Genomic DNA, 14,456 nt, shown 5'->3' with positions numbered 1-14,456 from the left:
GTGATAAAATATAAAAGAAATTATACTGGAATAAGGAAGATGACCGATGGGAAGAAAATGGAATAATATTAAAGAAAAGAAAGCACAGAAAGATCAGAACACAAGCCGGATATATGCAAAGTTCGGGAGAGAAATATATGTAGCAGCGAAAAAAGGAGATCCGGATCCGGAAACCAACCAGGCGCTGAAAGTCGTACTGGAACGTGCTAAAACTTATTCTGTGCCGAAGCATATTATCGATAAAGCGATTGAAAAAGCGAAAGGCGGCGACGACGAAACATTTGACGAACTCCGCTATGAAGGTTTCGGACCCGGTGGTTCGATGATTATTGCCGATGCACTGACTAATAATGTGAACCGCACAGTATCTGATGTCCGTGCAGCCTTCGGTAAAAACGGCGGGAATATGGGTGTCAGCGGGGCAGTCAGCTATATGTTCGACAGCGTTTCTGTCTTTGTTTTTAGCGGATTTGACGATGAGACTGTGCTTATGCATTTAATGGAAGCAGAAGTCGATGTGAAAGATGTTGCGGAAGAAAACGGGATGACCGTCGTCTACGGTGAACCGCAGGCATATAATGATATTAAAGAAGCGCTTGATAAGCTTGGAGTCGAAGACTTCGAAGTGGCGGAACATGCGATGATTGCGCAGAACGAAGTGACTTTAGAAGAAGAAGATCTCGAACAGTTTGAGAAACTGATTGATGCTTTAGAAGACCTGGAAGATGTATCGAACGTGTTTCATAATGTAAACTTAGGTGAGTAAACTTATGAAGGAGTGATACTGTGTCAGAGTTAATGGATTTCGGTTATCAGGGAAAAGCAGCGGTCATTACGGGCTCGAGTAAAGGTATCGGACGTGAAACAGCAGAACAGATGGTAAAGCTCGGGGCTAAAGTGATGCTGGTTGCACGCGGTGAAGAAGCTTTAAAAGAAGCGGCTGAGGAACTTCGTGAATTTGGTGACGTTGACTATATTGCGCAGGATATAACTGAAAGCGGCGCAGGTGAGAAAATTGTTGAAGCAGTCATTGAGAAATACGGACGGCTGGACGTGCTTGTGAATAATGCAGGCAGTTCGTTTGCCAAAAACTTTGAAGATGTTGAACTTGCAGACTGGGAAGAGGATATTGATCTGAAAGTGATGGCAGCAGTAAAAATGGCAAAAGCCGCACTGCCGCATTTGAAAAAACAGGGCGGGGCAATATTAAACTTAACAGCAGTCATGGGGAAAACGCCGCAGCCGAACTCACTGCCGACAACAGTATCGCGGAGTGCAGGACTCGCGCTCACTAAAGCGATGAGCAAAGACCTCGGACAGTACGGCGTTCGTGTAAACGCAGTATGCATCGGTCTGATTCGGAGCGACCAGATCGAAAAACGCTGGCAGAAGCAGTCTCCGGAATTATCATGGGAAGAATTCTCCGCTTCTAAGGCGGACAACATCCCGCTTGGCCGTATTGGAGATACATCGGAAGCCGCGAACGTGATTACCTTCCTTTGTTCTGATTTAGCATCATACGTGAGCGGGACCGCGGTGAATATTGACGGCGGCAGCGGCCACGCTTGGTAAATAAAGTGCATTTGGGTATTTATCGGACACCGTGAAACCGACAGTGTCTGACAAATCCTTTTATCGGACACCGTGGAACTGACAGTGTCTGACAAATCTTTTTATCGGACACCGTGAAACCGACAGTGTCTGACAAACGATAAAAGCCATCGAATCCTTAACGGATTTGATGGCTTTTTCATATTATCCTGCAACTTTTTTAACCGCTGCACCAAATTTCTCCAGAGCTTCATCGATTTCTTCAGCGCTTACATTGAGCGGGGGAAGCAGGCGCACAACATTATTTTTCGCTGTTACTACCAGCATTTTTTCATCATAGCATGCTGATAAAATATCAGCTGCCGGCACAGCTTCATCAAATTGTACACCAATCAGGAGGCCGAGTCCTTTCACTTCAGCAATACTGCCGGTTTCAGCGGATATTTTCTCGAGACCTGCAGTGAGCTCAGCTGAACGCGCTGCAGCATTATCGAGCAAATCCGCTTCAATAATTTCATCAAATATTGCATTGCCGACTGCGGTTGCAAGGGGATTTCCGCCGAGCGTCGTCCCGTGATCACCCGGTTTAAAGTGTGCCGCAACTTTATCGGTCGCAAGAAATGCACCAATCGGAAAGCCGCCGCCGAGCCCTTTGGCAAGTGTCACGACATCTGGTTCCAGGCCGAACTGCTCAAATGAAAAAAGTGTCCCAGTGCGTCCCATGCCGGTCTGAACTTCATCGATAATCAGCAGCACACCGTCCTTCTGAAGCTCATTCAGCGTATCGATGAATGACTCGCTTAAAGTATTAATACCACCTTCGCCCTGAATCGTCTCAAAAATAATCGCACACGTATTATTATCAACAGCAGCCTTCAAACCTTCACTGTCATTTAATTCAACATATTTTGAACCGGACAGGAGCGGCTGAAAGTCTTTGTGCATATCCGTCTGGCCTGTGGCGGACAAGGTTGCCATCGTGCGGCCGTGAAATGAATCCACTAAAGAAATCACTGTTGTACACTCCGGACCATTCACTTCCCTGCCGTACTTCCGTGCCAATTTCAGAGCGCCCTCGTTCGCCTCAGCGCCTGAGTTTGTAAAGAATACTTTCGATAAACTGCCGGCTCCTTTATAATTTACGAGTTTATCAGCAAGTTCAATCGACGGTTTATTCCAGTATACATTGGAAATATGCATCAGCTCTGAAGCTTGCTTCATGACCGCTTCAACAATTTTTTCATGAGCATGGCCCAAAATATTAGTCGCAATGCCTGAAACGAAATCAAGAAACTCTTCGCCGTCGTTATTTTTAATATATGTGCCTTTACCTGAAACAAATATTTTATCGCCGCGGTTATAAGTATTGAATAGTGCCGAATTGCCAAGCTCAATTAAATCTTCTGTCTTCATAAAACTCTTCCTCCTTCATGAGGTATAATCATCGTGCCGATTCCTGCATCAAAGAACAGCTCTAAAAGCAATGAATGCTTAAGACGGCCGTCGACAATATGCGCCTGCCTGACGCCTTTTCTAAGCGCGTGTGAACAGCATTCTACTTTCGGAATCATACCTTCTGAGATCACACCCGATTCTATATGCTTTTCCACCTCTGCCAGTGTGAGTTCTGCGAGCAGCGTCGATTCGTCGTCTTTATCTTTGCATACCCCTTTAGTATCTGTTAAAAGAATAAATTTATCAGCGCCGATTGCACCGGCAATTTCTCCTGCGACATAGTCCGCATTCACGTTATAAGTGTCGCCGTTCATATCCGCAGCCACTGGTGAAATGACAGGGACGAAGTCATTGTCAATCAGCAAGGTCACGAGAGCAGGATCAATCGTTTCAATCTCCCCGACAAGGCCGATATCTACCTGTCTGATTTCCCCCTTATTATTATGCTCTTCAATGTACTTCTTCTTCACTTTAATCAGATTGCCGTCCTTGCCTGAAATACCGACAGCCTTGCCGCCGATTTTATTGTAATGTTTTACAATATCCTTATTCACCTGGCCGGATAACACCATTTCAGCAACATTCATCACCGCATCATCTGTCACGCGGAGTCCCTTTTTAAACTCGGTTTCGATATTTAAATCGGTCAGCATATTATTGATGAACGGTCCGCCGCCGTGAACGATGACAGGCTTGATACCGACCGATTTCATGAGCAGCACATCCTGCATGACCGACTCTTTTAAGCTGTCATTGACCATGGCATTGCCGCCGTATTTCAGCACGATAATATTATCCTGGAAAATATTAATGTAGGGCAGGGCTTCGATGAGCGTATCTATTCTCTCTGTATCATTCATGATTATCATCCTAACTTCTGTAGTCCGCATTTATTTTTACATAATCGAGTGACATATCACACGTCCATACTTGAGCTGAAGATTCACCTGCATTTAAATCGATAAAAATCCCAATATCTGCAGCGCTTAAAATTTCATAAGCGCGGGCTTCATCGAAAGGTACTGCGAGACCCTCATGACAGACGAGAACTTCATCATTGCCTGAAGTGAATTTAATCGTTATTGTAGTCGGATCTAAATAATCAGTTTCACTGTTGCCGATGGCCATAATAACCCGGCCCCAGTTGGCGTCCTGACCGTAAACAGCTGTTTTAACGAGGCTCGATGTGGCGACTGTTTTTGCCACACTGACAGCATCACTTTTGCTATATGCATTAATAACATTTACGGTAACGAACTTCGTCGCACCTTCAGCGTCGCGTGCAATCATCTGCGATAACTTTTGGCACAGCGCAGTCAGCACCGAAGTAAATTCGGCCGCATGACTTTCATCGAGCATAATTTTGTTAGTAGAAGCGAGCAGCACAGTATCATTTGTACTCGTGTCGCCGTCGACTGTCATGACGTTAAAGCTGTCGTCAGCTGCAGATTTCAAAGCGGTGTTTAAGTCAGCTTGCGGCAGTCCGGCATCGGTAACAATGTAGCCGAGCATGGTGCCCATATTCGGATGAATCATACCTGCACCTTTAATCATGGCGCCGAAATGCACAGTGTGATCGTCGATTTCAGCTTCTAATGACAGTTCTTTCGGCACAGTATCCGTCGTCATAATTGCCTCGGCAGCTGAGGTGGAAGTGTCCGTGCCAAGTCCGCCAATCAGCGAATCGAGACCAGTATAGAATGGTTTTAAATTCATCGGCTCACCGATGACACCTGTCGAGCTGACGAGAACTTCATGCGATTCGATATTCAGTTTTTTTGCCAGAGCTGAAGTCATTGACTGAATATCCTCTTCGCCATTCAGTCCATTGCACGCATTAGCATTGCCGCTGTTAACCAAAATAGCTTTAAAATCTGTAAAGTTTTTAAGCATTTTCATATCGTAAAGTACGGAGTGTGCTTTCACTTTATTTCTCGTAAACACTCCTGTTACGGTTGCACCATCCGGAAAATAGATGAGCGCAAGATCCTTATCCTGAGCTTTAAAACCGGTATGTATACCGTTTGTTTCGACGCCTTCAACCGCACAAAGTCCTTTTTGCACCAATCCTTTTTTCTCTGTAATCTGCATATCAAAAACCCTCTCTAAGGCATCATGGCAATGGTAGTCAGTCCTGATTTTTCAGGCAATCCAAACATGATGTTCATATTTTGTACCGCTTGTCCTGCTGCGCCTTTGCCTAAGTTATCGATAACTGATAAAACAAGAAGCCTGCCTGTGCGTTCGTCCAGCTGTACCGACAGCTGACAGCTGTTTGTCCCGGCAACGTGTTTCATCTGAGGCAGTTCTCCTGACTCTAGTACGTGAACGAACGGTTCATTTTCATATGCTGACTTATAGCTGTCAATAACGTCAGCTTCAGTAATGTCGTCTTTAACTGTTGCGTAAATTGTTGAGAAGATACCGCGCTCTGCCGGGAGTAAGTGAGGCGTAAACTGCACCTGTACAGCATTTTTTGATGAGCTGTTCAGTTCCTGCTCAATTTCCGGAATATGGCGGTGGGCGAGTGGGTTGTATGCTTTAAAGTTGCCCATCAGTTCCGTCAGCAGCTTATCAACCGAAGCGCTGCGCCCCGCCCCGCTGACACCCGTTTTACTGTCGATAATAACAGACTGTTCATCAATCAGAGCATCGCTTACTGCAGGAAGGAGACCAAGTAAGGCACTTGTCACGAAGCACCCGGGATTGGCAATGTATTTCGCGTTTTTAATATCATTTCTGTATTTTTCAGGCAGGCCGTAGACAAAATCTTTCAGTAAATTTGGCGCAGCCTGTTCAACGTTATAAGTCTGTTCATAGACATCGATATTTTTCAGACGGAAATCAGCGCCGAGGTCGATAATTTTTACATCATATTCTGAAGCTGCTGCTGAAAGTTCCATCGAATGACCGTGGGGCAGACAGATAAAGACGACATCGCTCTCACCGAATACTGCTTCTTGATTGAGTTCTGAAAACTGCTTGTCGATACTTCCTTTTAAGAAGGGGTAGTAACTGTCAGCCTTTGTACCAGCATGGCTGCGCGATGTTAAATACATGAGTTCAACTTCCGAGTGGGGAATTAAATAACGTAAAAGCTCGCTGCCTGTGTAACCTGTTGCACCGATAATACTGACTTTGATCATAATATGACCTCCTGAATTTTTATCAATTTAAATCCGGTATAAATAAGCTGCCGTTTGTTGCTGCCATAATCGCTTTAATAGAATGCATGCGGTTTTCACCCTGTTCAAACTGTTTCGCGTAATCTGCTTCGAATACTTCAGATGTAACTTCCATTTCTTCAATACCGAACTCTTCAGCAACGTTTTTTCCGTACTCGGTATTTGTATCGTGAAAGGCCGGCAGGCAGTGCATGAAGATAAAGTTCTCGCTGACTTCTGAAAGAAGCGTCTTATTAACTTGATATGGAAGGAGTGTGTTCACTCGTTCTTCAAAGTGTTCTTCTTCACCCATGGATACCCAGACGTCTGTATAAAGCACATTTGCATCTTTAACAGCTGCTTTAATGTCCGATGTAATTTCAACAGCTGAGCCGGATTTTTTGGCGTATTCTTGTGCCAGCGTCACGTAAGCATCTTCCGGGGATAGTGATCCCGGAGCTGCGATTGTGACATCAATGCCGAGAATGGCTGCCGTTACAAGCAGTGAGTTCGCAACATTGTTACGTCCGTCTCCCGAGTAGACAAGCTTAAGGCCATCAAATGTGCCGAACTCTTCTTTAATCGTCATGAAGTCGCCAATCATCTGTGTAGGATGTGAGGCGTCTGTCAGACCGTTCCAGACAGGCACACCAGAGTGTTCAGCAAGTTCTTCAACAACTGCCTGACTCTGTCCTCTGTATTCCAGACCGTCGAACATGCTGCCTAAAATTTTAGCGGTATCTGCTACAGATTCTTTTTTACCGAGCTGGATATCACCGGAACCTAAAAACTCAGGAGATGCTCCAAGGTCATTTGCTGCGACTGTAAAAGCAGCGCGTGTACGTGTTGAAGACTTTTCAAACAGCAGTGCGATATTCTGTCCTTTTAAATACTGGTGAGGTATATTATTTTTCTTTAGTTGTTTTAAATGAATAGCAAAATCAATCAGATATTCGACTTCTTTCTTATTGAAATCACTGATTGTTAAAAAACTTTTTCCTTGAAAATGCATGAAAACACTCCTTTTAGACTTATTATCTAATTATTATTCGTTATATTGTATATTTATAATTATTAGTTGTTGTTTATAATATACAAATTAAATTCATAAATCAAGTGTTTTACCGTATATATTCTCTTTATTTGGTATAAATTTAAGTTATCAAAATGATAACAAATTTATTGACGATGTTCTGTTTCAGCTGTACTATATTAATTAATACAGTTAGTACAGCGAACCGACAGGAGGTGGATACGTGTTTGATATCGATGTAAAAAGCCGCATGCCTATATATGAACAGATTATAGAAAACGTAAAACGTCTGATTATTCAAGGAGTGCTGCTGCCGGAAGAAAAACTGCCGTCAGTACGCAGTCTGGCCCAGGAACTTACGATTAATCCCAACACGATCCAGAAAGCTTACAGAGAATTGGAAAGGGAAGGGTACGTGATTTCCCGTCCCGGAAAAGGGAGTTTTGTGAATGATATGACGGAAACGATGAACAGAGAGCATATTAAAACATTAACGGCAGAAGTGGAACGCCTGATTAAGGAACTGGTATTTCTCGATGTGCCGGGAGTATCTTTAAAAGCAATGATAGATAAAGCAGAACGCGAAAAGGAGGGACAGGAATGAAGCTTTTGGTAAACGGTGCAAAGAAGAGTTTTGGTAAAAATACTGCAGTTGAGAATATAGATTTATCAATTACAGAAGGTACGATTCATGGGCTTTTAGGATCGAACGGAGCAGGCAAAACAACATTGATGAAGGTGCTGTCAGGCATTTATAAAGCGGACAGCGGCACGGTCAGCTACGACGGCCAAAGTATTTATGAGAACCCGGATATTAAAAGTGATGTAATCTTCATGCACGATATTCCTTTCTTTTTTAAAGGTGCGAGTTTAAAGAAGATGGCGAAGTTTTACAAAGCAATGTATAAGAACTGGTCGGATGAGCGTTTTTTACAACTGTCCGGTCACTTCGGTATTGCACCTGATAAACAGCTGAATCAGCTGTCGAAAGGAATGAAGCGGCAGGCCGCCTTTATCCTTGCTTTCTCAGCGAGACCGAAAGTGATGCTGCTGGATGAACCGTTTGACGGACTCGATCCGATTATGCGGAAACAGGTTAAAAATATTCTGATGCAGGACATTGCAAACCACGGGATGACCGTCGTTGCTTCAAGTCATAATTTAAGAGAAATGGAAGACCTGTGCGACTCGGTATCGATTATGCATGACGGAAAAATACTCTTCCACAAAGAACTGACGGATATCAGAGGCACGCACTGCAAGCTGCAGATTGCCTTTAAAGAACTGCCTGAAGATAAGTTTTTCACTGATCTGAATGTCGTTCACCATAAAGTTAAAGGACGTATTATTACGTGTATCGTAAAAGGAGATATATCTAATCTGGAAGAAAAAGTGACGAAATATAATCCGCTGATGTACGACATTCTGCCGCTGACGCTGGAAGAAATATTTACTTATGAAATGGGGGAACTCGGTTATGAAATCTCAAACATCATTGTTGAATAAAACATTACTGTCCCATTTCACGGGTACGATATTCTGGCTGACGATTGTCTTTATGGCCTTGAATATTATTGCTCTGCCTCTGTCGATATGGATTGTGACGTTCGACAGAGATTTTTATCCGGACTATCAGATTCCGGAAAACTTCTTATTTCAAATAGCTTCCGGGCAGCTGATTATCGGTATGATTTTTACAGCGTTTTTAGCAATGTTTTTACTGAACTATTTAAACGATGAGAGTTCATCTGATTTCATGCACAGTCTGCCGGTTAAACGGACAGCTCTTTTGATACATGTCTTATTAACGGGCATAACAGCAATCGTTGTCCCGCTGGTTATCAGTGCGGTAATACTGCTTATTGAGCGGATGATATTCATTCCGGAAATTGCAGTAACAGATATCGCTAAATGGTTAATCTATGCTCTTTTTGCTCACTTTGTTGTTTTTGCGATAGCAATATTTACAGGGTTTTTAGTTAATGGTATCTTCCTGCACATGCAGGTGATTATTCTGGCCTTGTTTCTGCCGCTCGCCGTATGGGCATTAACGTATGCGGCGGCAAATGTATTATATGATGGAATTTCTTCATCATTTATGGAACATTCGGAATTAGTGCTGAACGCAACGTTTCCTTATATTGCAGTCACCCAGCTTTATGACGGAATTAATACGCCACTCAGCCTTTTATGGGCTGCAGCAGCCATCCTGCTGATTGTATTGTCTTTTGTGCTGTATAAATACCACCGCAACGAGAAAGTGACAGCAAGTTTTAACTTTGTATGGCTGAAAGAAATTTTGACAGCAGTGACGACGATTGCCGGTATGCTGGCAGTAGGGGCCTCGGTATCGCTGTTAATACCAGTTTCTCCAGCAGTATCTGTTTTTGGGTTTGCCGTGGGGGCAATTGTTGCCTACTTAATTGTGGAAATGTTCTTCCAGAACAGTGTGAAAATACAGTTCAGCTGGAAGTCGATAGTATTTACGGTGCTTGTTATTATTATTTTTTGGCTCGTGTTTTTAATCGGCTGGACAAAATATGTAAATGATGTGCCGTCCGAAGAAGAAGTAGCAAGTGTTTATATTGCTGACGATTATATGTACTACACGAGCGACTCTCTCGATGAATATTTCGAAGAAGGATTTTTATTTAATGATGACGAGAAAGTGATTGAATCTGCAATCAAAGCACATGAGACTGCGATTGAAGATAAATCTTTCCCGAATATATATACGGGGGATGAAACTGCCCGGCTTGAATTCCAGTACAAGATGGAAGATGGCAGTGTGATGAATCGCACCTTCCAAACCCTTCAGAATGATTCTGAAGCAGTGCAGATTACTAAGCAGCTGAATTCGGCCAAGTATAATATTAATGCGGACTTCCTTGAAAACATTAAACAGCACCCGGAAATGACAGAGCTTTGGCTGTTTAACAATACTCTGAAAGCAGACCGGTCATTAATAGAAGATTATAAGAATCACAGCGCTCAATTAATGGAATATAATCCTTATATCACAAATGAAACGGGCCGTATTGAAGCAAGTGCTAATTATGAAAACAATTACGAGTCGGGCATGAGCTCAATTTATAATGAAGCAGTTCTAAAACGGATTGCAGAATCTGATCTTCTGATGGAAGAAATATTATACCTTAATCAGTCGAGTGAAATGTTCATCGCGGACATACCAGCTGATGAACTTGAAACATTCTTTAATGATTACAAGGAATTGAACATACGGGAACTGGCAGACAAACATGAGCTTGAAAACTTATCTGAAGAGCAGAAAACAGATATTATCAGCCGGGTCAATGATGGTGAACTGGCGCCTGAAGGTAGCAAACTGCTCATATACAGCTATCCGGATTATACAGAATCAGAAGAAGATTATCCGGCAGAAATGGACTTCAGCATTCTGGCTATACAATAAAATATAAGCAAAAGTTATAGAGATAGGTAAAATTGATGCCTATCTCTATACTTTTGTTTTCTTTTTTTTGTATAATTACCAGTAGGAGATGAATGCCATGAAAACTAAGTATCTGGATAAGAAAAAATGGCGTCGGCTGGTGCGCTCAAAATATGATGAAACAATCATTACCTGTCAGGGTGAGAAAATATTGGCAGGTATCATTCATATGCATAAAGTTCGTGAACCGCTCAGTGTTCGCGTGGTCGGAGAAGATACGTTAGTTGTGGCTAACAATTTTAAATGGATGCAGCTCCTGCCTGAAAAACGCAATTACAGCATTACTGTCATGTACGATGAAAAATGGCAGGAAATACAATATTATTTTGATATTAATTATTCTCATACTTTGGAGCTCGGCAAAGCCCGGCGGCAGGATTTATATCTCGACGTTCTGGTGCTGCCGGACGGCCGTTATGAACTCGTAGATGAAGAGGACATCAAACGCGCTTTTAAAAAAGGAGTTATCAGTACAAAAGAAAGAGATTTTGCCTATCGGACTGCGCGCGAGCTGATGGCGGAAATTGACAGGGATTTCAGCCAGTTTAAAAAACTTGCGGCATCGTGTTTAAAAGAACTTAAAAAATTAATGTAGCCATCCGGGGAAATGGGGATGGCTTATTCACTGGAGGTAATGTCGTGAAAGTTGATGATTATCGTTTACTTGCAACATTAAGCGAAGCTAAAACCTTGCGTAAAGCTGCTGAAAAGCTCTACATATCACAGCCGGCAGTCAGTCAGCGTCTGAAGTCCATCGAAGACGAATGGGGTGTGCAGATTTTTATCAGAACTAAAAAAGCGCTCTATACAACCGGCGTTGGAGAAAGAATCATTGCACATGCTAAAAAGGTCGTCGATGAAGAACGTCTCGTTAAAGATTATATTCAGGCGAACGAAGGCGCGGTTGAAGGGAAAATTTCAATCGGTGTATCTTCTTTAATCGGCTATACGATTCTGCCGGATATTCTGGCAAAGTATTTAAGTGATTTCCCGAATGTAAACGTTAAAATTGACGTGGGTTCGACCAAAGAAATTATTGCGAACCAGGGCGACTATCACTTATCAATTGTACGCGGAGCCCGTATTTTAAATAAAGAAAATGAACTGCTCTACAGTGATAAACACTACCTGGTTACTCCGAAAGACGTCGAGCTTGAAGATCTCGCCGTAATAGAATTCCAGGCAGATCCCGACTATATTACGCATATTAAAAATTATTTTGAAGAACGTTTCAATATTAAATATGAACCTCAAATTTTCGTCGATCAGATTACGACCTGCCGCGAATTACTGCGTAAAAAAGTAGGTATTACAGTGCTGCCTGAACTGGTATTAGACGGACTGGACCTCGATAATTATCATATCGAAGAAGTTCTGGTAGACGGCAAACCGCTGACCCGCGACACTTATATTTCTTACGACAAGAGTGTACTCATGCTGCCGCAGGTAGAGTCTTTTATCGACTTAATCAAAAGAGATTCGCATAACAGCGGACACTAAAGCCGGGGGACGAAGATGATCAAAGACTTATTTCAAATACAGAACTACAAATTATTTTTAACGAATATGACTATGCTTGGGATGGCGGTTGCAATCACAGCTCCCTTCCTCGTTATTTTTATGACGGAAACACATGGAATGTCTTCTACCGGTTACGGTATATTTATGGCTTCGGCAGCTGTCGGCAGTTTTTTCGTCAACACGATTATCGGCCGTTACAGCGACAGGCTCAAATTTGACCGCAAATATTTAATCATTGCGGCTCTCTTGATGCAGATTATGGCATTTTTAAGCTTCTTAATTATTCCAAACACCTGGATACTGATTATTTCTTATATTATATTCTTTTCATTGGGTGCTCCTGCGATGCCCCAGCTGTATGCATCCGCCCGCGAATCGATTAACCAGTACCGTTCAAGTATCGCGGTGATGGCAAACACGATTTTGCGTTCGATGTTCAGCTTCGGCTTCCTGTTCGGACCGCTCGTCGGTTCCATCCTGCTTGCCCGCTACGATTTTACAGGCTTGTTTTTCGGGACAGTCATTATGTTCGCTGTCGTCTTTATGTCGAGCTTTCTAATTAAAAATTCCAACCCGCCAGCGGTAGAAAATACGATTGAAATTACCGGCTACGAGGAACCGAAAAGTCCGAATCTGTTAACCAGTCTGACTTTATTTATACCGTTTATTGCTTTTGTCTTTCTTCACGTGGGACAATGGATGTACCTCTTGAATATGCCGCTGTTTGTAACGGGGTATCTAGGGGAAGCGGATAGTGCAGTCGGTATACTCGCAAGTTTATGTGCGGGGCTTGAAGTGCCGCTTATGATATTTATGGGATATGTCGCTTCACGCGTATCATCAAAAACACTTTTAATCATTGCCGGCTTTATCGGCAGCATGTACTTTTTATCGATTGGAATCTTTGAGAGCTACACCATGATGTTAATTGGACAATTGCCGCTCGCTTTATTTTTAGCAATATTACTCGGTCTCGGAATCAGTTATTTCCAGGACCTGCTGCCGCAGTTTCCCGGCTACGCATCAACCTTATTCGCTAACGCTATGATAGTCGGGCAGCTGCTCGGCAACTTGCTCGGCGGTATTGCGAATGACGTGCTCGGTGTGGAAAATTCATTTTACATCAGCGGTACATTTTTATTTATAGCATTTATCCTGTTCTTCTTTACTAAGAAAGAAGTCAGAGAAGGAGAAATTTGATGGACATTATTTTATGGCTCATTGTCATCGTATCATTTGTACTCGGATTTGCCGGAATCATATATCCAGTGCTGCCTTCAGTACTCATGTTCTGGATAGGATTTTTAGTATACAACTTTTTCATCGGCGACGAACTGTCATGGATGTTCTGGGTAATCGCCGGAGCGCTGACACTCGTAGCACTTATCAGTGACGTGGCAGCAAACAGTTACTTCGTGAAAAAATTCGGAGGCAGTAAAAAAGGCGAATGGGCAGCAATTATCGGTGCTGTTGTCGGAATGTTTGTTTACCCGCCGTTCGGTGTGTTGTTCGTACCTTTTGTCTTCGTATTCTTTGTGGAATTCATACAGATAAAAGATATGAGCAAGGCGCTGAAAGCATCAGTAGGCTCGTTTTTAGCCTTTATCTCAAGCGCAATCTTCGACGTGATAATATACATCTTCCTGGTTATATTCTTCCTGTTAGATGTATTTTTATATTAGACTCTATACGATATATGATAAAAATCCGCATCTCGGTTTTGAGGTGCGGATTTTTTGATGACGGGATCTGGGTGCTGTCGGGGCCCTTCATGGATTTGATGACGGGATTCGGTTGTTGTCGGACCCCTTCATGAATTTGATGACGGGATCCGGTTGTTGTCGGTCCCCTTCATGAATTTGATGACGGGATTCGAGTGATATCAGACCAGAAAACTTCATAGATTTTAACAAAGGTTACTTTTTTAATAATTATGATGACCGACAACGTCCAAACTCCGTTAAACGTCGTCGTCAAAGTAAACGACGCCATCCAAACCCCGTTAAACGTCGTCGTCAAAGTAAACGACGCCATCCAAACCCCGTTAAACGTCGTCGTCAAAGTAAACGACACCATCCAACCCCCGTTAAACGTCGTCGTCAAAGTAAACGACACCATCCAACCCCCGTTAAACGTCGTCGTCGAAATAAACGACACCATCCAACCCCCGTTAAACGTCGTCGTCGAAACAAACGACACCATTCAACCCCCGTTAAACGTCGTCGTCAAAATAAACGACACATTCAACCCCCGTTAAACG

15 protein-coding genes are annotated in these 14,456 nt (G+C 42.9%); 9 read left to right on the top strand and 6 right to left on the bottom strand.

Annotated features, from left to right (window positions below; all coding sequences use genetic code 11):
• Positions 1–46: 46 nt before the first annotated feature.
• Positions 47–766, top strand: a complete 720-nt coding sequence (locus IR135_RS08115; RefSeq protein ID WP_135098416.1) for a YebC/PmpR family DNA-binding transcriptional regulator — start codon at positions 47–49, stop codon at positions 764–766.
• Between the two features lie 32 nt (positions 767–798).
• Complete coding sequence (locus IR135_RS08110) at positions 799–1,572, top strand: SDR family NAD(P)-dependent oxidoreductase (RefSeq protein WP_135098510.1); 774 nt, start codon at positions 799–801, stop codon at positions 1,570–1,572.
• 183 nt (positions 1,573–1,755) lie between these two features.
• Here IR135_RS08110 and IR135_RS08105 read toward each other — a convergent pair whose 3' ends face one another.
• The 5 genes from IR135_RS08105 to argF are packed head-to-tail and all read right to left on the bottom strand — an operon-like array spanning position 1,756 to position 7,182.
• Positions 1,756–2,964 carry an aspartate aminotransferase family protein gene (locus IR135_RS08105; protein WP_135098414.1) on the bottom strand — a complete coding sequence of 403 codons (1,209 nt, stop codon included), beginning with the start codon at positions 2,962–2,964 and terminating at the stop codon, positions 1,756–1,758.
• Positions 2,961–3,866, bottom strand: coding sequence for an acetylglutamate kinase (gene argB / locus IR135_RS08100; RefSeq protein WP_209307408.1), 906 nt, complete (start codon positions 3,864–3,866; stop codon positions 2,961–2,963). The genes IR135_RS08105 and argB overlap by 4 nt, the downstream gene beginning before the upstream one ends.
• Before the next feature lie 10 nt (positions 3,867–3,876).
• Positions 3,877–5,097 (bottom strand): bifunctional glutamate N-acetyltransferase/amino-acid acetyltransferase ArgJ, encoded by a 1,221-nt coding sequence (argJ, locus tag IR135_RS08095; RefSeq protein WP_135098410.1) that lies wholly within the window; start codon positions 5,095–5,097, stop codon positions 3,877–3,879.
• A gap of 14 nt (positions 5,098–5,111) precedes the next feature.
• Entirely contained in the window at positions 5,112–6,152 is a 1,041-nt protein-coding gene (gene argC / locus IR135_RS08090) for an N-acetyl-gamma-glutamyl-phosphate reductase (protein ID WP_135098408.1), read from the bottom strand.
• Between the two features lie 22 nt (positions 6,153–6,174).
• Positions 6,175–7,182: an ornithine carbamoyltransferase gene (gene argF / locus IR135_RS08085; protein WP_135098406.1), complete on the bottom strand. Its 1,008-nt coding sequence runs from the start codon at positions 7,180–7,182 to the stop codon at positions 6,175–6,177.
• 244 nt (positions 7,183–7,426) lie between these two features.
• Between argF and IR135_RS08080 the strand changes: the two genes are divergently transcribed.
• From IR135_RS08080 to IR135_RS08050, 7 genes are all read left to right on the top strand, one after another.
• Entirely contained in the window at positions 7,427–7,807 is a 381-nt protein-coding gene (locus tag IR135_RS08080; RefSeq protein ID WP_135098404.1) for a GntR family transcriptional regulator, read from the top strand.
• Positions 7,804–8,709 (top strand): ABC transporter ATP-binding protein, encoded by a 906-nt coding sequence (locus tag IR135_RS08075; protein WP_135098402.1) that lies wholly within the window; start codon positions 7,804–7,806, stop codon positions 8,707–8,709. Before IR135_RS08080 ends, IR135_RS08075 begins: the two co-directional genes overlap by 4 nt.
• Entirely contained in the window at positions 8,681–10,636 is a 1,956-nt protein-coding gene (locus tag IR135_RS08070; RefSeq protein ID WP_135098401.1) for an ABC transporter permease, read from the top strand. Before IR135_RS08075 ends, IR135_RS08070 begins: the two co-directional genes overlap by 29 nt.
• A gap of 97 nt (positions 10,637–10,733) precedes the next feature.
• The gene (locus IR135_RS08065) at positions 10,734–11,270 is read left to right on the top strand and encodes a DUF402 domain-containing protein (RefSeq protein ID WP_135098399.1); all 537 of its coding nucleotides are present in this window, start codon (positions 10,734–10,736) and stop codon (positions 11,268–11,270) included.
• 44 nt (positions 11,271–11,314) lie between these two features.
• Positions 11,315–12,175: a LysR family transcriptional regulator gene (locus IR135_RS08060; RefSeq protein ID WP_135098397.1), complete on the top strand. Its 861-nt coding sequence runs from the start codon at positions 11,315–11,317 to the stop codon at positions 12,173–12,175.
• Positions 12,176–12,190: 15 nt separating this feature from the next.
• Positions 12,191–13,396 carry an MFS transporter gene (locus IR135_RS08055; protein WP_135098395.1) on the top strand — a complete coding sequence of 402 codons (1,206 nt, stop codon included), beginning with the start codon at positions 12,191–12,193 and terminating at the stop codon, positions 13,394–13,396.
• Positions 13,396–13,878, top strand: a complete 483-nt coding sequence (locus IR135_RS08050) for a DUF456 domain-containing protein (protein ID WP_135098393.1) — start codon at positions 13,396–13,398, stop codon at positions 13,876–13,878. Before IR135_RS08055 ends, IR135_RS08050 begins: the two co-directional genes overlap by 1 nt.
• 169 nt (positions 13,879–14,047) lie before the next feature.
• Here the strand turns inward: IR135_RS08050 and IR135_RS08045 are convergent, their stop codons facing one another.
• Positions 14,048–14,398: a hypothetical protein gene (locus IR135_RS08045; RefSeq protein WP_135098391.1), complete on the bottom strand. Its 351-nt coding sequence runs from the start codon at positions 14,396–14,398 to the stop codon at positions 14,048–14,050.
• Positions 14,399–14,456: the final 58 nt, after the last annotated feature.

The sequence above is a fragment of the Jeotgalicoccus nanhaiensis genome (assembly GCF_015235105.1).
GTDB lineage: Bacteria > Bacillota > Bacilli > Staphylococcales > Salinicoccaceae > Jeotgalicoccus > Jeotgalicoccus nanhaiensis.
Note: the sequence above shows the minus strand (reverse complement) of the source record. Positions and strands in the feature narration are given on the sequence as shown.

What these genes read in the sequence shown, in the direction of transcription:
- IR135_RS08115 (WP_135098416.1), top strand. Translation starts at nt 47, where the DNA reads ATGGGAAGAAAATGGAATAATATTAAAGAAAAGAAAGCACAGAAAGAT.
- IR135_RS08110 (WP_135098510.1), top strand. Translation starts at nt 799, where the DNA reads ATGGATTTCGGTTATCAGGGAAAAGCAGCGGTCATTACGGGCTCGAGT.
- IR135_RS08105 (WP_135098414.1), bottom strand. Translation starts at nt 2,964, where the DNA reads ATGAAGACAGAAGATTTAATTGAGCTTGGCAATTCGGCACTATTCAAT.
- argB (WP_209307408.1), bottom strand. Translation starts at nt 3,866, where the DNA reads ATGAATGATACAGAGAGAATAGATACGCTCATCGAAGCCCTGCCCTAC.
- argJ (WP_135098410.1), bottom strand. Translation starts at nt 5,097, where the DNA reads ATGCAGATTACAGAGAAAAAAGGATTGGTGCAAAAAGGACTTTGTGCG.
- argC (WP_135098408.1), bottom strand. Translation starts at nt 6,152, where the DNA reads ATGATCAAAGTCAGTATTATCGGTGCAACAGGTTACACAGGCAGCGAG.
- argF (WP_135098406.1), bottom strand. Translation starts at nt 7,182, where the DNA reads ATGCATTTTCAAGGAAAAAGTTTTTTAACAATCAGTGATTTCAATAAG.
- IR135_RS08075 (WP_135098402.1), top strand. Translation starts at nt 7,804, where the DNA reads ATGAAGCTTTTGGTAAACGGTGCAAAGAAGAGTTTTGGTAAAAATACT.
- IR135_RS08070 (WP_135098401.1), top strand. Translation starts at nt 8,681, where the DNA reads ATGAAATCTCAAACATCATTGTTGAATAAAACATTACTGTCCCATTTC.
- IR135_RS08065 (WP_135098399.1), top strand. Translation starts at nt 10,734, where the DNA reads ATGAAAACTAAGTATCTGGATAAGAAAAAATGGCGTCGGCTGGTGCGC.
- IR135_RS08055 (WP_135098395.1), top strand. Translation starts at nt 12,191, where the DNA reads ATGATCAAAGACTTATTTCAAATACAGAACTACAAATTATTTTTAACG.
- IR135_RS08050 (WP_135098393.1), top strand. Translation starts at nt 13,396, where the DNA reads ATGGACATTATTTTATGGCTCATTGTCATCGTATCATTTGTACTCGGA.
- IR135_RS08045 (WP_135098391.1), bottom strand. Translation starts at nt 14,398, where the DNA reads ATGGTGTCGTTTGTTTCGACGACGACGTTTAACGGGGGTTGGATGGTG.